At 51.4% G+C, this 21,413-nt stretch carries 24 protein-coding genes; 11 read left to right on the plus strand and 13 right to left on the minus strand.

What is annotated here, in order from left to right; genetic code table 11:
- The first annotated feature begins 37 nt into the window (after window positions 1-37).
- Window positions 38-946 (plus strand): sugar kinase, encoded by a 909-nt coding sequence (locus tag AC286M_RS31730; RefSeq protein ID WP_488208205.1) that lies wholly within the window; start codon window positions 38-40, stop codon window positions 944-946.
- 29 nt (window positions 947-975) lie between these two features.
- Here the strand turns inward: AC286M_RS31730 and AC286M_RS31735 are convergent, their stop codons facing one another.
- Window positions 976-1,968, minus strand: a complete 993-nt coding sequence (locus tag AC286M_RS31735; RefSeq protein WP_488208206.1) for a carbohydrate kinase family protein — start codon at window positions 1,966-1,968, stop codon at window positions 976-978.
- 357 nt (window positions 1,969-2,325) lie between these two features.
- Window positions 2,326-2,838, minus strand: a complete 513-nt coding sequence (locus tag AC286M_RS31740) for a DUF4168 domain-containing protein (RefSeq protein WP_488208207.1) — start codon at window positions 2,836-2,838, stop codon at window positions 2,326-2,328.
- A gap of 250 nt (window positions 2,839-3,088) precedes the next feature.
- On the opposite strand from AC286M_RS31740, the gene pedR reads away from it, so the two are divergent.
- The 3 genes from pedR (at window position 3,089) to hisS (ending at window position 5,355) form a co-directional block, all read left to right on the plus strand.
- A complete protein-coding gene (gene pedR / locus AC286M_RS31745; protein WP_488208208.1) occupies window positions 3,089-3,415 on the plus strand; it encodes a photosynthetic electron transport-dependent transcriptional regulator PedR in 327 nt (108 codons plus the stop codon).
- Between the two features lie 160 nt (window positions 3,416-3,575).
- A complete protein-coding gene (locus AC286M_RS31750) occupies window positions 3,576-3,860 on the plus strand; it encodes a hypothetical protein (RefSeq protein ID WP_488208209.1) in 285 nt (94 codons plus the stop codon).
- A gap of 235 nt (window positions 3,861-4,095) precedes the next feature.
- A complete protein-coding gene (gene hisS / locus AC286M_RS31755) occupies window positions 4,096-5,355 on the plus strand; it encodes a histidine--tRNA ligase (protein ID WP_488208210.1) in 1,260 nt (419 codons plus the stop codon).
- A 160-nt stretch (window positions 5,356-5,515) separates the two neighbouring features.
- Here hisS and AC286M_RS31760 read toward each other — a convergent pair whose 3' ends face one another.
- Together AC286M_RS31760 and AC286M_RS31765 are read right to left on the minus strand one after the other, a co-directional pair.
- Entirely contained in the window at window positions 5,516-5,704 is a 189-nt protein-coding gene (locus AC286M_RS31760) for an N-acetyltransferase (protein WP_488208877.1), read from the minus strand.
- Between the two features lie 114 nt (window positions 5,705-5,818).
- Window positions 5,819-6,508, minus strand: coding sequence for a response regulator (locus AC286M_RS31765; protein ID WP_488208211.1), 690 nt, complete (start codon window positions 6,506-6,508; stop codon window positions 5,819-5,821).
- A 103-nt stretch (window positions 6,509-6,611) separates the two neighbouring features.
- Between AC286M_RS31765 and AC286M_RS31770 the strand changes: the two genes are divergently transcribed.
- Both AC286M_RS31770 and AC286M_RS31775 read left to right on the plus strand, forming a co-directional pair.
- Window positions 6,612-6,908, plus strand: a complete 297-nt coding sequence (locus AC286M_RS31770; protein ID WP_488208212.1) for a hypothetical protein — start codon at window positions 6,612-6,614, stop codon at window positions 6,906-6,908.
- A gap of 145 nt (window positions 6,909-7,053) precedes the next feature.
- The gene (locus AC286M_RS31775) at window positions 7,054-7,584 is read left to right on the plus strand and encodes a DUF421 domain-containing protein (RefSeq protein WP_488208213.1); all 531 of its coding nucleotides are present in this window, start codon (window positions 7,054-7,056) and stop codon (window positions 7,582-7,584) included.
- Window positions 7,585-7,592: 8 nt separating this feature from the next.
- On the opposite strand, the gene yddG is transcribed toward AC286M_RS31775, so the two are convergent.
- Window positions 7,593-8,513 carry an aromatic amino acid exporter YddG gene (yddG, locus tag AC286M_RS31780; RefSeq protein WP_488208214.1) on the minus strand — a complete coding sequence of 307 codons (921 nt, stop codon included), beginning with the start codon at window positions 8,511-8,513 and terminating at the stop codon, window positions 7,593-7,595.
- Between the two features lie 29 nt (window positions 8,514-8,542).
- Here yddG and AC286M_RS31785 point away from each other — a divergent pair, with 29 nt between their 5' ends.
- Together AC286M_RS31785 and AC286M_RS31790 are read left to right on the plus strand one after the other, a co-directional pair.
- A complete protein-coding gene (locus AC286M_RS31785) occupies window positions 8,543-8,677 on the plus strand; it encodes a hypothetical protein (protein ID WP_488208215.1) in 135 nt (44 codons plus the stop codon).
- A 40-nt stretch (window positions 8,678-8,717) separates the two neighbouring features.
- Window positions 8,718-9,398 (plus strand): HAD family hydrolase, encoded by a 681-nt coding sequence (locus tag AC286M_RS31790; protein ID WP_488208216.1) that lies wholly within the window; start codon window positions 8,718-8,720, stop codon window positions 9,396-9,398.
- Window positions 9,399-9,461: 63 nt separating this feature from the next.
- Here AC286M_RS31790 and AC286M_RS31795 read toward each other — a convergent pair whose 3' ends face one another.
- From AC286M_RS31795 to AC286M_RS31820, 6 genes are all read right to left on the minus strand, one after another.
- Window positions 9,462-11,867, minus strand: a complete 2,406-nt coding sequence (locus AC286M_RS31795) for a caspase family protein (RefSeq protein ID WP_488208217.1) — start codon at window positions 11,865-11,867, stop codon at window positions 9,462-9,464.
- Between the two features lie 8 nt (window positions 11,868-11,875).
- Window positions 11,876-13,051 (minus strand): sulfate adenylyltransferase, encoded by a 1,176-nt coding sequence (sat, locus tag AC286M_RS31800; RefSeq protein WP_488208218.1) that lies wholly within the window; start codon window positions 13,049-13,051, stop codon window positions 11,876-11,878.
- 359 nt (window positions 13,052-13,410) lie between these two features.
- Window positions 13,411-14,526: a tRNA 2-thiouridine(34) synthase MnmA gene (gene mnmA / locus AC286M_RS31805; RefSeq protein ID WP_488208219.1), complete on the minus strand. Its 1,116-nt coding sequence runs from the start codon at window positions 14,524-14,526 to the stop codon at window positions 13,411-13,413.
- Window positions 14,527-14,670: 144 nt separating this feature from the next.
- The gene (eno, locus tag AC286M_RS31810) at window positions 14,671-15,963 is read right to left on the minus strand and encodes a phosphopyruvate hydratase (RefSeq protein ID WP_488208220.1); all 1,293 of its coding nucleotides are present in this window, start codon (window positions 15,961-15,963) and stop codon (window positions 14,671-14,673) included.
- Window positions 15,964-16,388: 425 nt separating this feature from the next.
- Window positions 16,389-17,531, minus strand: a complete 1,143-nt coding sequence (locus AC286M_RS31815; protein ID WP_488208221.1) for a peptidylprolyl isomerase — start codon at window positions 17,529-17,531, stop codon at window positions 16,389-16,391.
- A 218-nt stretch (window positions 17,532-17,749) separates the two neighbouring features.
- The gene (locus tag AC286M_RS31820; protein ID WP_488208222.1) at window positions 17,750-17,893 is read right to left on the minus strand and encodes a hypothetical protein; all 144 of its coding nucleotides are present in this window, start codon (window positions 17,891-17,893) and stop codon (window positions 17,750-17,752) included.
- Between AC286M_RS31820 and efp the strand changes: the two genes are divergently transcribed.
- Window positions 17,892-18,452: an elongation factor P gene (gene efp / locus AC286M_RS31825; protein ID WP_488208223.1), complete on the plus strand. Its 561-nt coding sequence runs from the start codon at window positions 17,892-17,894 to the stop codon at window positions 18,450-18,452. The genes AC286M_RS31820 and efp overlap by 2 nt on opposite strands.
- A 60-nt stretch (window positions 18,453-18,512) precedes the next feature.
- Window positions 18,513-19,013 carry an acetyl-CoA carboxylase biotin carboxyl carrier protein gene (accB, locus tag AC286M_RS31830; RefSeq protein ID WP_488208224.1) on the plus strand — a complete coding sequence of 167 codons (501 nt, stop codon included), beginning with the start codon at window positions 18,513-18,515 and terminating at the stop codon, window positions 19,011-19,013.
- A gap of 80 nt (window positions 19,014-19,093) precedes the next feature.
- Here the strand turns inward: accB and AC286M_RS31835 are convergent, their stop codons facing one another.
- Window positions 19,094-20,014: a 3'(2'),5'-bisphosphate nucleotidase CysQ family protein gene (locus AC286M_RS31835; protein WP_488208225.1), complete on the minus strand. Its 921-nt coding sequence runs from the start codon at window positions 20,012-20,014 to the stop codon at window positions 19,094-19,096.
- A gap of 222 nt (window positions 20,015-20,236) precedes the next feature.
- On the opposite strand from AC286M_RS31835, the gene AC286M_RS31840 reads away from it, so the two are divergent.
- Window positions 20,237-20,380, plus strand: coding sequence for a hypothetical protein (locus AC286M_RS31840; protein WP_488208226.1), 144 nt, complete (start codon window positions 20,237-20,239; stop codon window positions 20,378-20,380).
- 223 nt (window positions 20,381-20,603) lie between these two features.
- Here the strand turns inward: AC286M_RS31840 and AC286M_RS31845 are convergent, their stop codons facing one another.
- Entirely contained in the window at window positions 20,604-21,311 is a 708-nt protein-coding gene (locus AC286M_RS31845; RefSeq protein WP_488208227.1) for a M15 family metallopeptidase, read from the minus strand.
- Window positions 21,312-21,413 lie beyond the last annotated feature (102 nt).

The raw sequence follows: 21,413 nt of genomic DNA on the forward strand, positions 1-21,413 counted from the left end.
CTCCTATTGATTGTCATGTTGTTCGTTTGCCTTCACCATGCCGTCCCAGGGACTATTTATCGGGTTAATTACGCTCGACTTGATTTATCAGGTTGAGCATCTGCCCCAGGCCAACGAAAAGATGGTTGCCAACGCCCAAGTGATTGCCGCTGGTGGCCCCGCAACCAATGCCGCCGTCACCTATCAACAACTTGGCTCTAGCGCTCAAATTCTGGGAGTTCTGGGCACCCATCCGCTTTGTACGCTGATTAACGCCGATCTTCAGCAGCAGCAGGCCAAGCTGATTGACCTCCAGCCTGAGCTGAGCACGCCGCCGCCCATGTCGTCGATTTTTGTTACCGCCGCAACAGGCGATCGCGCAGTGGTGTCTCGCAATGCCGAAAAGCGACAGGCCACGTTTGACCAAATTCCCAAAGACATTTTGCAAGGCGTTGATCTAGTGCTGATTGATGGACATCAGATGGCAGTCGGATATGCGATCGCACGTCACGCTCAGGCGCAAAATATTTCCGTTATTATCGACGGCGGCAGTTGGAAACCCGGCTTTGAGGAAGTCTTGCCGCTAGCCGATTATGTGATTGCGTCCGCCAACTTTTTGCCGCCGCGCTGTGAAACAACTGAGCAGGTATTGGATTATCTGGCCCAACTGGAAATCCCCTATGCGGCTGTAACCCACGGCGAGAAGCCAATTCAGTATCAGGTTGTGGACGGGAAAAGGTGCGATCGCAACTCCCTCCCCGTTCCCCACATCCAGCCTGTCGATACCCTCGGCGCAGGCGACATCTTTCACGGCGCATTTTGCCATTTCATTCAACAGCAATCATTTCCCGAAGCACTGCAATCTGCGGCGGAAATAGCTGCACTAGCTTGTCAATCCTTTGGAACACGGGAGTGGATAGGCGAAATAAGAAGTGAGGCGAGAGGAGTGAGGCGTAAAGTAACCTAAATTCACTCAACACTCAGCACTCACTCCTTTTACTTCTCCTGCTGCTCCTGCTTCAACAAAAACAAAAACGCCTCCACCTCTGACCGGATTGGCTGAGCTGCGATCGCACCTGGTCGAGTTGTAGTCAAACCACCAACCGCATTGCCATAGGTGACAATCTGCCGCGCATGGTCGGGATGGTCGATTTTAACTAGCCCATGAGTGGCAAGCTGGTGCACTACTCCGGCCAAAAAGCCGTCGCCTGCGCCCGTCGTGTCCTCCACTTCCACTGGCAAGGCGGGAACGCGACCTTCATTACCTAATATATAGTAGGCGCAGCCCTTGGCTCCCTGAGTGACAAAAACCGCTTCAATATCTTCAAGCTGACGTGCGATCGCACCTGGATCAGTCGTACCAAACAGCCATTCCCCTTCTTCTTCCGACAGTTTAAGAAAGTCGATACGCGGCAGAATATCCCGAATCAGGGGCAGAGCCGCATCAGGATCAGGCCAGAAAACGGGTCGCCAGTTAACGTCTAGCGCGACTTTCAAATAGCGCTGTTCGGCTAAATCCAGTGCCGCTGCGATCGCAGCTCGCGTATCCGGATAGGCCAGTTCCAGCGTACCCAGTACCAGAAAGTCAGCTTCATCAAAAAGCTGTACATCAAGCTGATCTGCTTGTAAACGGGTATCCGCAAATGCAGTCGTTTCGTATTGCTTGAACCCGGCAAATTCGCGATCGCCTGTTTGCGATCGCACTACATAAATCTCACGCGTCGGTGCGGTGGCATGTCGCTGCACCCCTTGAGTATTAACGCCAATCTCATTCAGTAGGTTCACAAGCGTCTCACCCGGTGCATCTTGACCTACGCAGCCAATAAAAGCCGCAGGCGTCCCCAGTTTGACGAGCGCACAGGCTACATTGGCCGGAGCCCCGCCAGGATAGGCTGTCCAAGATGAAACCGACTCCAACGGCTGTCCGGCTTGATCCGCCAGTAAATCAAACAGCACTTCTCCTAAACACAAAACACGGGGGCTGGTCACGACGAAATTCCTCAGACGAGAAGGCAACTCACAGAATGAAGCACCTGCCATAGATTAGCAAAGGCTTCCCCTGTTCTAGATCGGCCATTTCTCTTCTTTAAGCATTTAAAAAGGTTCGCCTGCTTCTGGCTTAGGGTTGAGCACGGAGGATTGGGTGCTAGGTGTTGGGATGCTAGGTACTGGGTGTTGGGTATTGGGTCTTAAGGTTCCTGGCTGCTATAGCCGTAGCCACATCAGTTAGGACAGTAGAAAATTCTGAAAACGTTCCAACGTTCCAACGTTCCAACGTTCCAACGTTCAAATGCTGAACATGAGCCAACTTAATTTGCCTTCTCCTCACTTTTCACGCCTCACTTCCTACGGTTTAATCTCTTCAAGCTGAGTTGCAATCCGTTCGCCGAACTCTGGGTCGATATTTGCCAATCCCAAAAGCTGTAGATACTCTTGCTGGCTGAGCCCCGTTTCCTCAATTTGGCTAAATGCTTCCGCTACGATGTCATGCTGAATCCGCAGCGATTCGGATTCAGTTTCCGCTTGCTGGAGTTCGGCTTCTCGCTGATCAATGAGTTCAACCACTTGAACATATGCCTGCACAAACTGGCTAATCTTCTCGGATGAAATGTCGTCAACTTGGATATCAGACGTGTTGAATGTGGGCGTTGCTGGCACGATATCGAAATCCGGCTGTTCCTCCGCATAGGCGAAGTGATGGCCTGGGCTACTTAGGTTAGGAGATAGGCCAATGCTGAACCAGCACATGAGTAGGAGACAAAAGGTGCTGAAGATTTTTAGCGCATGTTGAAGGGTGGGGTAAGGTGCGATCGCAGATTTCCTTGCTTGATGCAGTCCACAGTGCCTGAATTTCAACATGAGTTTTATCCTGACTAAATCTCTGCATTTTCTAACGTAACAATGAAAAAGTTTGAGGAAATCATAAATCTGAGTTATAAGATGAAACACTTTACCCGCTGAATGTCGGCCCGCTGAATGGTTACGTCCAAATTCGGGCAATTGGAAAATTTCTTCCGGGGTGAGGGTTTCAAAATGTCATAAATCCCCTCCTCTTTCAGCGAGAACCCTTTAGAATCTAGGGTAGATGAGTACATATACACAGGTAGGAATGACTATGGCGAGCGGTGAGTCTCACATGCACAGTGCCCTTTCTGAGCGAGAAATCCAAATCGTGGAAATGGTTGCGAAAGGCTTAACCAATCAAGAGATCGCCGAAGAACTCGATATCAGTAAGCGGACTGTGGACAACCATATCAGCAATATTTTGACCAAAACGGCGACTGGTAATCGCGTTGCTCTGTTTCGCTGGGCGCTAGAATCCGGTAAGGTTTGTCTAGATAATGTCAACTGCTGCGTTTTGCCTCCATTTGACGAGAAAACGGTTCACAATGGTTCTCTGGAAAATTCTGATGTTCAAGGTAAGAGCATTGCTTAATTGCGGTTAGTACTACGACAAACCTAAATGAGGGCATTACCGTAGGGTACATTCGCGCAGCAATGAACCACTCCAATAGGGTTGTAAACTGACATCAACTGACGAAACAACCGACGAAAATCATCCAAATATCTAAACAACACGATTAAGCAGCAGTCCAATGGCTAAATCGCCAACGTTTGAATTTCCGTCTGAATATCAATTGTGCTGTCCTCATCTACCGCTGGCGGTTTATCGGGAAGTGGCTGCGCATTTGCAGCAGGTTGATGGAGTTGAGGTACAGCTTTTGCGGCAGCAGTCTCAAATCTTTGACTACCAGCAAAGCCAAATCGGCGGCATCCGCATCCGACATAAAACTGATGATGAAGCGTCCTATCATCGTGCGGAGCAAATTCTGGCCTACTATGGGCAACGCTTCGGTGCATGGGAAACGCTGCGTTCCTAACTGTGACTGGGTATCATGCGGCTTTATTGTTCTGCTCAGTTTAGTTCCGGCAAGCTAACTTGATAGGATAGGAACGCATTAAGTTTTCATACAGTTTGGCAGTGCTGCACCCAATGTAGCACTCGCATTTTGCATTAAAAGGAAAGAGAATCTTGTCGCCGCTGTGCGGCGGCAAGCCTTTTGTTTTGAGCTCTTATTCTAAACAGCAGCAGAGTCGATAGGACTGTAATCAATCATGAGTGCGATTAAGGCGTTACGAGGAACGCGGGATATTCTGCCCGACGAGGTGAAAAGCTGGCAGATGGTGGAAGCGGAGGCCCGCAAAATTTTGCATCGGGCGGCCTATCAGGAAATTCGTACGCCGATTTTTGAACAAACAGCGCTGTTTGAACGAGGCATCGGTGAAGCGACTGATGTTGTCGGCAAGGAAATGTATACGTTTCAGGATCGCGGCGATCGCTCCGTGACACTGCGGCCAGAGGGTACGGCAGGCGTCGTCCGCTCCTACATTGAGAATAAGCTGCATGCTCAGGGTGGTGTGCAGCGGCTTTGGTATACCGGCCCCATGTTCCGCTATGAGCGTCCACAAGCGGGACGGCAGCGCCAATTTCATCAGATTGGTGTGGAGGTACTGGGCAGTGCTGATCCCAGAGCCGATGTGGAGGTAATTGCGATCGCAACCGATTTTCTGCGATCATTGGGGCTGCAAAATCTGCACCTTGCCCTCAACTCCGTCGGCACCAGCGACGATCGACAGCGCTACCGCGATGCGCTGGTGGAATATCTAACCCCTTACAAAGCTGACCTAGATGCGGATTCGCAAGATCGACTGACCCGCAATCCGCTGCGGATTCTCGACAGCAAAGACCCCAAAACCCAGGAAATTGCCAAAGCGGCCCCCAGCATTCTGGACTATCTGGCACCAGATTCGAAGCGCCATTTTGATCAGGTGCAGCAGTTGCTGACGGATCTAGACATCACCTATGAGCTGAATCCCTGTTTGGTGCGCGGTTTGGATTACTACACCCACACGGCGTTTGAAATTCAGTCAGATGATTTGGGAGCTCAGGCAACGGTCTGCGGCGGTGGCCGCTATGACGGCTTAGTTGCGGAACTGGGCGGCCCGGATACCCCAGCAGTAGGCTGGGCAATTGGCCTGGAGCGTTTGGCACTTCTACTGCAACAGCGGCAAATGTCAACGGCACAAACCGTTGATCTTTATGTGGTGTCTCGTGGCGAGCAGGCAGAAGCTCAAGCTCTGCTGGTGGCGCAGCGTCTGCGGCAGGCGGGATACACAGCGGAACTCGATCTCAGTGGCAGTGCTTTCGGCAAACAATTTAAGCGCGCCGATCGCAGTGGAGCCAAAGCCTGCATCATCATCGGTGACGATGAAGCGGCCAACAAGACTGTACAGGTGAAGTGGCTTGAATCGGGTGAGCAGGAGCAGTTTCTTCAGGCCGATTTGCCCCAAAAGTTAGAGGCAAGACTGCGATAGTTTTTTGTTTTTGAACGACAGAATTAGGCGTTAGCGGCATAATTCTGCTAACGACTAATTCTGTCGTTTTATTAGACTTTATCGGAAATTGTTTTGTAGCGCAGCTCCACCGCGCTACAAAACAATTTCCACCCCCCAAAAACTTTATTTCCAATAAAGTCTATTCTTCCAATCGTGTAACTTGGAGTTTTTTGAAATATCTGGCGATTGGAAATAGCTCGAAGCCAGCTTTTTCATAGACGTAATGGGCTGGGGCATGACCGGGATCGCCACCGATTTCGACCATCGCAATTGACATTCCGGCCTCTGTCATCCAATCAAGTGCAAATCGAATCAGAGCGCTACCGATGCCGCGTCCTTTAACTGTTCTAACGTTTCAACGTTGCGTTGCGTAAATATCTCAACCAAAATAGCGACGGATAACAGGGCGATCAAACTCACCAGCGTAATCATCAACTTGCGATCAATCGAGTAAATGTAGTACCGAGTTGGCAAAAATAGCGGCTTGGGTGCGATCGCGAAAATTTAAGCGGCTCAGAATGTGGGTGACATGATTTTTGACGGTGCCTTCAGATATGTAGAGTGCCTGAGCAATTTCGCGATTGCTGGCACCTGTCGCCAAGTGGCGCAGTACCTCCTTTTCGCGCGGCGTTAGCTCCGTAAAGCCATCTGGGAGTTCTGGCTTCTGTTCCGGTGACGGGTTAACCTGTGCCGCCATTAGCTTCTGCAGAATCCCTGGCCCAAACTGGGTGTAGCCCCGGTGAACGGCCCGAATCGCGTCGGCTAGCTCTTCCGAGGGCGTGTCCTTGAGCAAGTAGCCGACTGCGCCCCGCTGCATCGCGGCAGCCACTAACTCATCCTCATCAAATGTCGTCAGCACCAACACTTTCAGATTGGGATACTGAGTGTGAATTGCCTCAGTTGCCGCCACGCCATCCATGACGGGCATACGAATATCCATCAGCACCACGTCCGGGAGCTGGGTTTGAGCCTCAAGTTCTGCCAGTTTTTGCAGGGCTAAATGCCCATTCTCGGCTTCCCCGACAATGTCTAAATCGGGTTCCAAATCCAGTAAAGCTTGCAGTCCCTGGCGCAGAATGCTTTGGTCATCCACCAGCAGAACTCGAATTTGAGGGTCATCGATTTCTTTCATGAATGTGATAGATAAACGGCTTTGATTCTACCTTCAGCCTCTCGCTATGTTAGATGCATTCCAGAGACATCCATCTTTACCGCCACACCGGAGGCTACTTCTCATGGTAAATCCAGCCAATTGCCCCGACCGGGAACAGCTTGAAACCCTCTATCAAAGTTCTGCTGCCCCCTCATTTCGTCAGCGGACGCTCTCCTCCATTCAAACCGCGCTCAAATCAGTCAGCATTGCCATATTTGAAGCACTGACTCGCGATCGCACCGAGCCGATTATCCGGCGACGGATTAACTATGACGGCACGCCGATTTGGTCAGTCTATGATCCAGTGACGCGTCAAACGTTCGTAGCAACATCGCAAAATGAAATTCGCGCTTGGCTAGAGCAGCGATATTACCAGTAGTAGAGTCAGAGGCACGCGTTGCGTGCCTTTTTGCTTGATGGCATGAGACTAATCCTTCGAGCGCCAGATGGTAAATTGAGCTGCACTGCCTACAATAAGCTGGCTTGGCGGTCATGCCAAATCCGATTTTGTAGGAGAAGCAAACATGATATTCAATAACTGGTCATCGCTTTATCAAACACTTGTAGTGGGGGTGCTTGGCTATCTTGGAGTTATCGTTTTGCTGCAAATTTCCGGTAAGCGAACGCTAGCCAAATGGAATGCCTTTGATTTTGTTGTCACCATTGCCTTTGGTTCCATCTTGGCTGCCATGGTGCTCAACAGCAGTACTTCGCTGATTCAAGGCTTGTTTGGATTTGGCTTACTGGTGACGTTACAAGTTTTCGTTAGCTGGTTGTCAGTACATTCTTCTAAAGTTCAAAGCTTAGTGAAAGCAGAACCGACGCTGCTGCTTTATCGAGGCGAATTTAAGCAGTCTGCCCTACAGCGAGAGCGCGTCACCAAACGAGAAGTACTGGCTTCTATTCGCTCCAATGGTATTGCGGCAGTAGAAGAGGTAGAAGCAGTGGTGCTTGAAACAAACGGCACGTTTAGCGTCATTCCCATGAGCGATCAAAATTCAGCTTCAGCATTGGCTGATGTCAAAGGATATCCCCGCGATATCGCTCCGGTTTAGATGCAGAATTAGGGTCGAGGCTTGACGAACACTTGCCAAAATTCTCCGGCAGCCAGAGTGGCACCACCCACAATGAGTAAGCAAGCCAAAATGACGCTCCAGGTTGGCTCCGCTAAACCACATAGAATCAGCAACAGAGTCGATAGCAAAGGGGCGGTGTAGGATAACGCGCCGAGTAGCTTGATATCGCCATGCTTGACGCCGTAGTCCCAGGTAAAAAAGGCCAGCCCGACTGGGCCAAGTCCCATACAACCGACTGCTAGCCACTGGCTGCCGACAGGCCAAACGGTCGGTTCAAATAATGCGTGGCAAATCCAGGCCAGGATTGCCGTTGCGCCGCAAAAGCCGCCGACCGCATTGGTTGGGATTTTGCCTAATCGGCGAGACAGTAACGAATAGCTCGACCAGGTGAGGGCACAGATCAGCGCCGCTAGGTAGCCCAGGCTGTACTGCTGCTCAAAGGCAAACGATTGGCCTTTGGTCACCAACAATCCTGCGCCAATAAAACCTGCGATCGCACCTGCAATATGGAACCAGCGCAGCCGTTCACCGGGTAGTAATGCCGCCAGCACCACAATCAGCAGCGGCCACAGGTAAGAAATCAAGCTGGCTTCCACTGCGGGTGCTCGATCCAGCGCCACGAAGTAGAAAAGGTGGTAGCCAAATAAGCCGAATATGCCCAACAGCCAAACCTGGGGCGGCAGTCGCAGATGATGCAGTATGTTGCCACCCTGACGTATCCACAGCGCGAGGCCAATACAAAACGCAATGGTAAACGACATCGCCGTGAGCTGAAACGGCGGCACTTCGCCGCTCAGCGTTGTCAGCAGCGCCAGAGTAGACCACATCAAAATGGCCGTGAAGCCAATCAGCGTCGGATAGCGGGCCAGGGCAAAGCGGGAATGATTAGGGCGGCGAGGGTCAGACATCGGGGGTACTGTTTCTCGTTGATTGATCGATGAATGTGAATGGGACAGGATGGGCAGGGAAGCAGGGAAACAGGGGGCAAGCAAGAGGGAATTTTCAGCCAATTGATAAGGTGGGTCTCTATCGTCCGGTACTGGGATTGAACCTGCGATCGCAGGTTAGCTAGACCTATGTAATCCACAATCCAAAATATTTTAGTTCCAGATATGACAACTCCAATTCAAGGCATTATTTTTGATATCGACGGTACATTAGTTGATTCGGTTGGTTTTCATGCCCAGGCGTGGGAACGCGCATTCAAAAAGCATGGTTATGAAGTGCCCTATCTAGAGGTCAAAAAGCACATTGGCAAAGGCGGCGAATATATCGTCGAGTCGTTTGTGCCTGAGGATGAAGTTGAGCAGGTCGTTGATGCCATTTCTAGCGATCGCAAAAATTATTACCAGTCTGAGCTGCTGCCCAAGGTAAAGCCGTTTCCAGAGGTTAAAGCGCTGTTTCATCGCTTACGGGCAGACGGCATTCGAATTGTGCTAGCGTCTTCTGGCCGACCCGCTTCAATCCAGCACTACATTGAAATGCTGGATATTGGCTCGCTGATCGATGATGCCACGTCCACTGAAGACGTGGAATGCTCCAAACCAGAACCGGACATTTTTGAGGCCGCACTGGAAAAGCTGAGTCCACTGAAGAAGGAGCAAGTCTTGGTGGTGGGAGATAGCCCCTATGATGCGGAAGCTGCAAGCCGCATCGGTCTGACCACGATTGGCGTTCTCTGCGGTGGATTTCCAGAGCAGCGGCTCAGAGAAGCGGGTTGTTCCGCCGTCTACAAAGATCCTGCCGATCTGCTGAATCACTACTCTGAGTGGTTACCCGCGCTAGTCGCTTAGGAACATGGATTTGATAAGGTGAAATCTTTGGATAGGGACACGGCAATGCCATGTCCCTACTTCCTAAATGACTTGATACACAAAGCTCAGGGTTGCCCAGGCGTTGGTATGCATCGCATAGGTTTCCGACGGCACATCATCTGGATTGACCAGCGGCATGCTGGCCTGGTGAATATCTTGCAAAACGGCTCGCGCGACATTTAGCGGCTGGGACAGCATACTGACGCGGCGGGCACTGCTAATCGAGCGCATCGACTCCGACAGCGCATTATAGGTTTGCGTCAGCGGTGAAGGACTAAAAATCAGATGAGTCTCGGCAAATCCTTTCGGTTCATGGACGACCCACTCCGATGAAACCGAAGCTTGTGGAATCACCAGCGTTTCACCTGCATGAATAATGCTGTCACTCGGAACAGGCTTGGCTTTCGATTCTTCACTGGATGCGGTCGGGGCTGGATAAAGTGCGATCGCACTACCGCTGCTGTCTAGTCCTAGCAAAATGAAATACAGTGGGCGATCGCTGAAATTTTCTAGCCGATACTGAATGCGGCTATCCACCGGGATCATCGGCACTTCTCCTTCACCTGCCAGTAGAGGAGCAACTTGACTTTCAACTGGGGGATTGGCCGAGCGAGAAACCTGCTGCTGCATAATAATACGCTCTTGCGGCGACACCATTTCCAGCGTCGCCCGCACCCCGACGCGGGACGATCCAGCGTTGGCGGTTAACCGCAGCAGTTTAAGCGCGAGAAGCGTCTGCAATTGGGGCGTTAAGCGCGTAATCGCCGTCTTGACCGCCTCTTCTCCATCCGCAAGCGTATTGGGAATAGCAGCACGTCCGACCCAAAACAATCCGTAACCGCTCTGGGGCGCATCGCTGCCGTTCTGAGCCAATAAGTCTTCAATCTCTTCTGACGACAGCGATTCATCCGAAGATGCCGCATAGGCGGCCTGGACAATACCCTGCGCCTTGCCAAAGAAGCAGTCAGCGGGCTGATCGCCTGTAATCACTGAGGAAACACTCGGTACACTCGAAAAGGCGCTGGTTGCATCCACCCGCTCAATCCGCTCCAGCGTCGAATCTAGCGCCACCGTCAAGCCAAGTCCTTTGGGCAACAGACGCAGCACTTCCCAAATTTGATTCCCGACCACTACCGCCTGCGGTAAGGGTCTACTCGCACCGTAGGGTTTGGCGCGAACTACGAGACCATTGCGGCTGCGAATCTGTAGCAGCGGTGCCTGAGACTGGAGAATTTCGCCCTCGCCCGCTTCTGCTGCGGGAAGTTCTGCGGCAGGTTCAGTACCGGACGCTGCGGCAGAATCGTCTGTGGCACTAATGGCTGACACGACCTGCACAATCGCTCCAGTCGTATAGTTTTCCACAATTGACGGAGGGAGGCCACCCAGCCACAGCTTGAAGCTGTTGCCGTTGTCTTCAACCGCTGTCACTACCCCATCGGCTGAGCTGGAGAAAGCAGGCGACAGAAAGTAAAGCGGCAGACCAGGATCACGGCTCGCTTGTCCGAGCAGTTGTGGCTGTTGTTCCTGACCAAGATGCTGCTCCACTTGACCAGCGGCTCGTCCCAAGGCAATCCGTAAGGTAGTGGCAGGAGTGGCCCACCAAAGCTGCTGAGTTAGAGCGTAGGTAAACAACCCTGCACTGAAGCTATTCCACTGGCTCTCTGCTGCAATGCCCTGGGTCTGAGCCGCAGCCAACAAAATGCCGGGAGCTTGACCCGCTCTCTGCTGCGCCCTAATTTGCTGTGGTGTGACTTTAACCTCAGCCAGCAGCTTTTCCTGCAGCGCTTGCTCTGCGTCGCTGATTTGACCTATTGGCATCAAGGGTCGCGATCGCAAATGCAAACTGCTCTGCAACACCCGTCCAGGGCTGTTGTAACTGAGATCGAGAACCGTCGTCACCTTCTGCGTTTTTAGCGATCGCAACAGCAGCCACAGTGTGTCCTCCATCAAGTCATGGATAATTGGCTGCTCATTGGTGGGCAGGTAGCCATCTACAGGTACCAAACTGTTATAAATCGTACCCGTTGAATCATTCAGTTTGACCTGGCTGCCGTAGCCGCTAAAGTGCAAGACCACCACATCTCCCGATCGCGCTTGGTTCACCAAATGATCAAGAAACGCCGTCTCAATGGCCTCGCGAGTGGCACGTTCGTTGGTCAACGTAAACACATCGTTGGGCTGAAACCCAAATCGATGCACTAACAGCTCACGCTGTAGCTCCACGTCTGTCACGCAGCCAGTCAGCGCTGATCCCATCGCCTTCACAGACTGATAGGTGCTTTCTGGATATTGATTAATTCCAATCAGCAAGGCCAATTTGCGTCGCGTAGGTTCAGCAAGCGCCTGCTGATAGCGAGTAGCCCAAGACAATAGGCTGGTTTGACTCACACCTAGGGTGGTGAGAACAAAGCCAGCCTGTTGTAAAAATGCGCGTCGATTAAACAGCACAGAGATTCCTATACTTCTGCCGGAACTTTCATTGCTTTCGCAAGTTCTGCAGCTACTTCCGGACGAGAAAACTCTGGCGGGGGCAGTTCACCCCGGCGCAGCATTTCGCGTACTTTGGTGCCGGAGAGGTGAACCCGCTCCTCTGGCAAGCTCGGACTCGTCTTGGTCGTAGCCATCGTCTGAGTCCGAGTGCAGTAGAAAGCATGCTCGAACTTCATCGGAATGATACCAAGTTCTTCAGGTTTAAACTCATCAAAAATGTGCTGAGCGTCATACGTGCCGTAGTAATCGCCTACACCCGCATGATCACGACCCACGATGAAATGGGTACAGCCATAGTTCTTGCGAATCAATGCGTGGAAGATTGCTTCCCGAGGGCCAGCATAGCGCATTGCCGATGGATTAATCGCCAAAATTACCCGATCGTGGGGGAAATAGCGATCCATCATAATTTCGTAGCAACGCATCCGCACGTCTGCCGGGATGTCATCGCTCTTGGTTGCACCAACCAGCGGATGGAGGAATAAGCCATCTACCGTTTCTAGCGCACACTTTTGGATATATTCGTGAGCACGGTGAATGGGATTACGGGTTTGGAAGCCAACTACCGTTTTCCAGCCCCGCTCCCGGAACAGGGCGCGGGATTCAACCGGATCAATCTGATACTTCGGGAACAGCGGATGGGGATCACGCTCTAGCAGCCATACTGGGCCCGCCAGATTGACTTCGCCTTGGTCATAAATCACCTTCACACCAGGATGCTTATCTTCGCTGGTGCGATACACATGAATTGCCTCATGGACTTTGTCATAGGTGTATTTTTGAGTCAGTTCCAATACACCGACAAAGCGACCTGTTGCATCATCTAGACGAACTAGGCTCCCTTCTTTGAGCGGCTCAGCAACTTCTGTGGTTACAGACAGAGTGACGGGCACTGACCAAACCGTTCCATCAGCCATTCGCATATCGGTAACGACTGGCTCGTAGTCTTCTTGGGTCATGAAGCCAGAAATGGGACTAAAGCCACCGATTGCAATCATAGCCAAATCAGATAGCGCCCGCTCATCGAGCGTAATCCGAGGCAGCGCATCTGCCTGGGCGAGAAATTCTTGCTTTTGTTCGGGGGTGGCAATCCGATCAATCAGAGTGCCGCCGTGGGGTGCGATCGTATCTTTGACGCTCAACGTTTTTACCTCCTAACGATCCATCCAGTTGTGCCAACAGGTCAATGCAATCGCATTTGAATTGCTTTCACTTTCAATCTGTATCCTATTACGCAATGGTTCATAATCCGCAACAAATACAGATAGCCTCATCCATTCTTCAAAGAGTTAAGAAACCGAGCCGGAATCAGCTTAAATTTCCGGAACGGCTGGTTTGGACAGGATGAGGTTGAAATAGCGACAATTCTTGTGTGCCCAATTAATCAATGCAAATTGACATTGACGATGCATCTTGAGCCGAAGCCCAGCAGGCTGATTTTGCCGATACACAAGTCAAGATCACCTCTTTGAGGGCGCATAGGCAAGAGACAACATGTCAATTAATCACTCGATTGATCTTCAGCAGTGGAAGCAATCGGCTCAGGCTGAGGCTGAGACACTTCTAGGATGCCACCGCCCAGCAGAACGTCCCCATCGTACCAAACCGCTGCTTGTCCAGGCGTAATCCCAAACTGCGGTTCGTCAAAAATCAGTCGGACTTGACCGTTCTCCTCCGTCTGATCCATTGGCACAATCGTGACCGGAGCAGGTTGAGAACGATAGCGAACCTGTGCTGTTGCCCGGATTGGCGCAGTCGGTGGGGCAATCGACACCCAGTTGACGCGACTCACGGTACAGTCAGCATCCAGCACGCTATCCCGCTCGGCTACAATCACCTGATTTTTACCCGCGTCAATGCCCACCACATACAGCGGCTGCGGCGCAGCAATGCCCAGTCCCTTGCGCTGACCAATCGTATAGTGATGAATGCCTGTATGCTGACCAAGGACACGACCAGAACGGTCTACGATGTCGCCGGGTTTGGGCGCTAGATATTTATCTAAAAACGCCTGCATGGAACCGTGACTTTCAATCAGGCATAAATCCTGGCTTTCCGGCTTGTCAGCGGTATGCAGATCAAATTCAGTAGCGATCCGGCGAGTTTCATCTTTCGTTTGCTCCCCTAAGGGAAATACCGACCCGGCGAGTAGTTCTTGAGTTAAGTCGTACAGAAAATAGGACTGATCTTTGTGCCGATCAACAGCTCGGAGGAGCTGATAGCGATCGCACTTCTCGTCGTAACGAATTCGAGCATAATGCCCCGTCGCAATTTTGTCGGCTTTCAATTCCTCACAGGCATAGCGCAGCATCGGCCCAAACTTCACCGCCCGGTTGCACTGGGAACAGGGCAGGGGCGTAATCCCGGCTTCATAGCCGGATACGAGGTAGTCCACAATGTAGGACTGAAAGGTTTCGCGACTATCGACGATGTGGTGAGGGATCTTCAACTCTTCGCACAGTCGCGCCGCGTCCACCATGCCTTCTGAGCAGCACTGACCTTTACCCTTCATCAGCCAGAGGGTGAGGCCAATAACCTCATAGCCTTGGTGATGCAGGGCAGCAGCAGCAACTGAACTATCGACGCCTCCAGAAAGGCCAACAACGATCTTGGTCATGGCAGATTACGGCTTAGTCGTGTGCATGTATTGAAAGGATTAGTTTTTCTAGGCTAGCATTTTGCACTCAAACCAGAAGAGGGCATTTTGCTGACGCGATGTGGCAGCAAAATGCCCTCGAATCTGATTCTAGAGCCAGGATCTTTAACGCTTTGGTCCTAAACCAACGGCACCTGCATAGATAGCCTGATCACCTAGTTGATCTTCAATTCGCAGCAAGCGATTGTATTTTGCGACCCGTTCGCTGCGGCAGAGAGAACCCGTTTTGATTTGCCCCGCCCGAGTCGCAACGGCTAAATCTGCGATCGTCGTATCTTCTGTTTCACCAGAACGGTGACTAATTACCGAGGTCATGCCGCTGCGGGTCGCGAGTTCAATGGCCTGTAGGGTTTCAGTCAAGGAGCCAATCTGGTTGAGCTTAATCAGAATTGAGTTGGCTGCTTTTTGGTCAATGCCTTTCTGCAAGCGGGTGATGTTAGTAACAAACAGGTCATCACCGACCAACTGAACGCGATCGCCCAGTTTCTCGGTCAGCAGTTGCCAGTGCTGCCAGTCTTCTTCATGGAGACCGTCTTCAATCGACACGATGGGATACTGATCCACCAGCTTGCTGAGGTAGTCCACCATTTCAGCGGGCGAATGAGTGGCACCATCGTAGGTGTACTGACCGTCCTTATAGAGTTCGCTGGCGGCTACGTCTAGCGCTAGTGAAACCTGTTCACCCGGCTTATAGCCTGCTTTTTCGATAGCCGCAATCAGCATATCCAAAGCCGCTTGGTTGGAGGGCAGGTTAGGCGCATATCCGCCTTCATCCCCGACACCGGAGAGTAAGCCTTCTTTGTCCAATACTTTGCTGAGGCTAGCAAAAACCTCGGCTCCCCAGCGGAGGGCGTCTTTGAAGTTGGACGCGCCGTGGGGCACAATCATGAACTCTTGAATGTCCACATTGTTATTGGCATGGGCACCACCGTTGATCACGTTCATCAGCGGTACGGGCAGCACATTGGACAGCGGCCCACCCAGATAGCGATAGAGCGGAATACCAAGTGCTTCAGCAGCGGCTTTGGATGTTGCCAGTGAAACAGCCAGAATCGCATTTGCACCGAGATTCGACTTGTTTTCAGAACCATCGAGTTCGATCATGGCCTGGTCAATAGCGCTTTGATCGATGGCGTTCATGCCGACGAGCTTGGGCTCGATGGAGTCGTAAACGTTTTCAACCGCTTGCAGAACTCCCTTACCGCCATAGCGAGCGGGATCGTCATCTCGCAACTCATGCGCTTCAAATGTTCCGGTTGAGGCTCCGCTGGGCACTTGGGCTATACCCTGCGCTCCACCTGCGAGATAGACCTCTGCTTCGACCGTGGGTCGGCCACGGGAATCGAGAATTTCACGTGCTTCAATTGACTCGATTGTGGTGTCCAATGCGTCAATCACCCTCTCACCTCTTTAACTCTGACTAATTACAGGCTTACCTAATGACAGGCTTTTAGAATTTACACTTAAGCCTGCTTATACGACTACTTTTATTACACGGACTGGTTTTGCTAGCCTTCCGAAAGTCATAACTATTGGGCCATTCATGACACGGTCAAGGTCATGCTAACGGGGTTCGTCTGGAAATTGTCCTAAAACTTTCTAAAACCCAACCTCATCGATTCACAGTCCTCAGCTAGGATATGCTGTGCCAGCGTCGTTTGAACAGACGCGATCGCAGATTTCGCTATTTTTCCGTGTCAGCATTTGCTGAAATGCAAAGTCAATGCACAGTTCAATTCATGCATTTCACCTGATGCATTTCAGCAAAAAAGCCGCTCATGCGGCCTTAGTTAGAATGTCGGCTTAACAGTCGGAAGCAAGCACTACGACTGAGGCTGCACCAGATTTTCTGCACCGTCAATTACCTTGGCGTACTCAATGCGATCGCTGGTGGTCAAGTCTTTCAAAATTTCTGGATTTTCAACCACGTAGCCAAAGGCTGCATAGCGACCATCTAGCATATTCCGGCCAGCAGGTGTCACTTCGGGATCATAGAGCTGGAAGAAAATCTGGGATGAACCACCATTGGGATCATCAACCGGACGTGCGATCGCAACCGCACCCAGGGCGGAAAACGGCAGCGCGGGTTCATCTAAATAGCGACCAATCGACTCTAGCGTAAAGCTGTAAATCGGCTCTTCATCACCGCGTACCATGATTTCTAGGGGAACTGCCCGATATTCGCCCGTGTTGGGATCAATAAAGCCCGCTGCGTCTCCGTCTGGGTCGCCCGTTTGGACAATGAAATTATCCATGACGCGAATAATCGGCAGGCCATCATAAAAGCCCCGCTGCACTAAATCCAAAAAGTTACCTGCAGAAACGGGCGCATTGTAACCATCTAGCACAATGGTCATCACGCCTTTAGTCGTACCCATTTCGACCGTGGCGCGACCTTTGAGCTGCGGCAGATTACTAAATTCTTCGGGCACCTCAAACGGGAAGCCGTCCACCATGTCTTCTTCGACTTTACCCACTAAAGTCAGAACGGCCCGCCGCTTCAGCCAGATCGTTCCCTTATCTTGAGTTTCGAGCGCTGCATCCAGATCATCAAGACTGGTTTCAATCTGATCCAGCAAGTTCGCAGCTTCAGTCTTATTCCGTTCCGGCACCGATGCCAAAATGCGATCGCGCTTGCGCTGTATAACTCGTCGCGCGTTGCTAATCTCTTTGGAAATGGAACTCCACCGCTTGGCCCGCAACTCTTCAGCAATATTTTCCAGGCTCTTTTGAACTTGCCGAATCTCATCGTTGTCAATCGGCAGAGCATAGCGCAACAGGTCTTCCCCATTGGTGACGGCATTGCCGGGCGGAAGGGCACTAATCAGCGTTCCGTTGCCAAGCTCACTGTAGGTTAAATTAACCGTGCCGGTATCTGACCAGCGCGCGGCGCTTAACCCAATTGAGAAGGTAAATAGCAGGATTGCTAAAAACCCCGTTTTAATCCAGCGTTGAATCACAGCCATGAGTCCTGTTGCTTAATCCTCCGTCTAATTGAAACTAAGTCGATTGGCACAAACTAACTCTCAAAGCTCCAAACCTGGGGGAACGTCCGCTAGGTTTGGGTTTTCAAAAGAATAATGTTTAGCTACTGCATCAAATCACCTAGATCTTGCCATAGGTTGGGGGCAGGTTCTGGATATCGAACGGAGGAATTCAGCGAAACGCTTGCTAATGTCAACGATTACGCCCGGATCAGTGGAGAGAACGACAGGGCTATTTGCGATCGCACACCAATCACAAAACCAATTTTCCCAAGGGACTGTACGGGAATATCCCACTGAACGGTAAAATAAATTGCCGATTGTTCCACAGCAGCAAGCATCATGATCTCCAGTAATGATTTTCGTCCCGGCGTTAGTATCGAACTCGAAGGTTCCGTTTGGCGCGTTGTCGAATTCTTGCACGTCAAACCCGGTAAAGGTTCCGCCTTCGTTCGCACCAAATTAAAGAACGTCCAAACCGGCAGCACAGTTGAAAAAACCTTCCGCGCTGGCGAAACCGTTCCCCAGGCCACCCTGGAGAAAAAGGTCATGCAGCACACCTACCGGGAAGCTGAGCAGTTTGTCTTCATGGATATGGAAACTTATGAAGAAAACCGCCTGACAGAAGATCAGATCGGTAGCGGCGTCAAATACCTGTACGAAGGCATGGAAGTCAACGTCATTCGCTGGAATGATCAGGTGCTAGAGGTTGAACTACCCAACTCTGTCGTTCTAGAAGTAACCCAGACCGATCCGGGTGTGAAAGGCGATACCGCGACAGGCGGCACCAAGCCTGCCATCGTTTCAACTGGAGCGCAGGTGATGGTTCCTCTGTTCATCTCCATTGGGGAAAGAATCAAAATTGACACCCGCAACGACTCCTATCTAGGACGTGAATCCTAAGTCGTGAATCCTAGGAGGAGTGAACCTGTGGCTCGGTGCGTTATGAATGAGGTCGAATAAGTGGAATTGGATTTTAACGAGATTCGTGAACTGCTGGCGGTTTTAAGCCAATCAGACATTTCAGAGCTATCGATAAAAAGCGAAGAGTTTGAACTGACTGTCCGCAAAGATCGCCCAACAGCGGCAACTCCCGTCGTCTCTGTTGATGCACCGCCACCTGCTCCCCTACCAACAACTGCTGCATCCCCTGCACCGACTCCTGCGGCAGCGGCTCCAGCTCCACAAGCGTCTCAGCCGACGGCTCCTCCTTCTGCGGACAGCAACGTTGTGGACATCACGTCGCCGATGGTCGGCACGTTCTACCGCGCCCCATCCCCCGACGATGACCCGTTCGTCAATGTAGGCGATCGGATTAAAACGGGGCAAGTTGTCTGCATTCTAGAAGCGATGAAGCTGATGAATGAGCTGGAGGCGGAAGTTTCTGGCGAAGTTGTCGAAATCCTAGTCGAAAACGCTGATCCTGTGGAATATGGCCAAGTTTTGATGCGGGTTCGCCCTTAATTAATTGCTCTCTGTCGAAACAAGCAGCGGGCAGCTAGCAATCAGCTAGCTGCCCGCTGCTTGTTTCAACGCTTTGGCTTTTAACCGGCTGAAACAGGTGTGCGTCCGTCAATTTCAGTAATCAGCTCATCTGCTGCTTGACACAGTTGGTCATGACAGTGGCCATGACTGGCGAGCAAACCGCCCCACTGGGCCACATCTTCTTGGTTGTAGAGTAATGGCGAACCATCAAAGCGTGTCCACTTGCCGCCTGCTTCCGACAGCACCAGTTCCGGCGCGGCAATATCCCAATCCTTGGGAGCCGACTTGCCCGAAAGACCAATGTAGACCTCGGCTTCTTGCTCTAGAATCGTGGCGATTTTGCAACCGACACTACCCACCGTGCGCTGTTTTTGTACCGGATAGCGCTGGAGCAGTTCAACCAGTCGTGCATCCCGATGGCTGCCGCTGGCAACTACAGTTAAATCATCCAGGTTTGTGCGATCGGAGACCTGAATTTTTTGCTGCTGGAATTCGCCGTTCTCACGAGTTTCGCAGTAGGTGCCGTGGCCTTTTGCGGCATAGTAGAGCTTGCCTAGTTCTGGACAGGCAACAACGGCTAATACAGGCCGACCTTCATTAACCAGGGCAATATGAACCGCAAATGTGCCCGTCCGCTCAATGAAATCGCGGGTGCCATCTAGCGGATCGATGATCCATACCCAGGGATGATTGAAGCGCTCAGACGTGGGATCAGCTTTGTAGGTTTCTTCACTGAGATAGTAAAAGTCTTCTTTGCCGAGCTTGGAGTAAAACAGTTCCAGGATGTAATGATTAACCGCTAAGTCAGCCTTCGTAACGGGGCCATCTTTTTTATCTTTAATTTCCAAAGAATCACTGTCAGTTTCGTCCTTGGGATAGTAGTAGGACAGTAAAATGTCTGCGGCTCCCCAGCCCGCCTCGCGAGCAATTGCTAAGACATCTTCGACGGAATGGCCCGCGATCGTTTGTAAGTCAGCCACGCTTTAAATCCTCCAACTGTTCTTCGCTACGTTAGCAAGTTTTGTAAAGCAGCGGCTAGATACCGCTATACGTTTCACCATCAGATTTACAAATAATTCACGCAGCATCCTGTAAATTTGCGATCGCTTCTTTAAGAACGTAAGGCAAGAGGAGTAAACGATGAAGATAGCAGCCACATTGGTTAAGGCATGGGTAAATTCTAAAAACGTTCAAACGCTTGAATGCTGCATCGTGTAACTGCCGCAACCAAAACAGGAAATATCTGGCAGTTCGGCCAATTTGATCGCCCATCTCGTGAAGTAACGCAAAATCTTGCACTCTACCGAGTTCCAGCCGATGTAGAGGATCTGCTGCGGATTTTATAGTGATTCCAGTTAAGAGTGAGAAAACGAGAGAGGAGAGTGCCTCATCCTGAGGCACTCTCCTCTCTCGTTCTTATCTAGAACCCCTATAGTGGGTAGTTTGGAAGCTTCATCAGGTGAAGCATGAGCATCCGGTCGGGGGGCACTGCCCGCCAAATCTTTGGATAACTGCAAGCATCCGGTAAGTATTGTTCACCAAATCTGAACTATCACAAGCGTACAAGCATCATTCAATTCTGCCGTAGCGTGCTGTGAGCTGAACGTTCGGATTGGCTTGCTGTTGCTGCCAGGCCCACATTTGGTCGCCATAGGAAAAATGCCACCACTCGTTGGGATGCTGGCAGAATCCAGCTTCGCACATCACACGGCGTAAAAGCTGACGGTTGCGATGATAGGTCTGCTCAAGGGATTGCTGACTGTTAGCAAAATGGTTGGGATACGAACGAGGTGAGGGTTCATCAATCGGCGAACCCATTGCGATCGCAGTGCCAGTCTCGTCAACTACTGTAACATCTACGGCAGCTCCAGTACTGTGAGGTGGCGGATAGGCCGGGTCAGGATTGGGGGCAGCCCAAAATTCATAAACCTGCTCAAACACCTGCTGGCGTTCGGTCTCCGTCATCGTTTCAACGGCCAATCCCTGAGCAGCAGCAATCTCGTGAAACGTGTGATAGACCATAAACTTCTGCACAGCCACGGGACGATAGGCATCAAAAATTTGAATTCGCCAATTGGGGTACTGCTGTTGGAGAACGGCTTGCGCATGTTGAAGACGGTTGCAGACTCCCTGCCGCACAAAGAAGGGAGAGCGATCGCCATAGGGAGCACCCAGCTTAGCGTAGGGATGAGGCTGCACCAGGGCAAACTGTTCTGCCGACAGAGGCACTAGTGGTTCACGGCAGTCTTGAACGGGAATTGTTTGGTAGGGCTTCATGGCTAATAGAGATGACCGCAGCGGGAGCCTGTTACCTTGATTACGGGGGGCAACGCTCATTTTCCGATAGGCTACACATAGGTTGTGTTGCAAAACCTGTGG

The organism is Thainema salinarum CENA647 (assembly GCF_057732415.1).